Origin of the sequence: Veillonella sp. ZSJB6 (assembly GCF_051549505.1) — a bacterium.
Taxonomy (GTDB): Bacteria; Bacillota; Negativicutes; order Veillonellales; family Veillonellaceae; genus Veillonella.
On record NZ_JBPUGE010000115.1, the window covers coordinates 1 to 253 of the forward strand.

Annotated in this window: 1 protein-coding gene; it reads left to right on the plus strand. The window is 57.3% G+C overall.

Annotated features, from left to right (window positions below; genetic code table 11):
• Positions 1 to 57: 57 nt before the first annotated feature.
• Positions 58 to 253 (plus strand): SDR family NAD(P)-dependent oxidoreductase (locus tag ACSV5T_RS10115; protein ID WP_438321049.1); only part of this gene is annotated, 196 nt, incomplete at its 3' end.

Sequence of the window (253 nt, forward strand, 5' to 3'; positions counted from 1 at the left end):
GACGCGCTCATCTTGAATGCCGGGCCATATATCTTTGAACGGAAATGTCTCGTCGACTTGTCTGACGAGGAATGGGACGAGGTGATCACGGGTAACTTGTCAGCCTCGTTTTGGTTGATGCGCCGAGCCATCCCGAGCATGCGGTCGAAACAGTTCGGCCGCATCATCACGTACGGCTTCCCGGAAAGTGCGACGGCACCAGGCTGGATTCACCGGTCGGCGTTCGCGGCAGCGAAAACGGGACTTGTCAGTT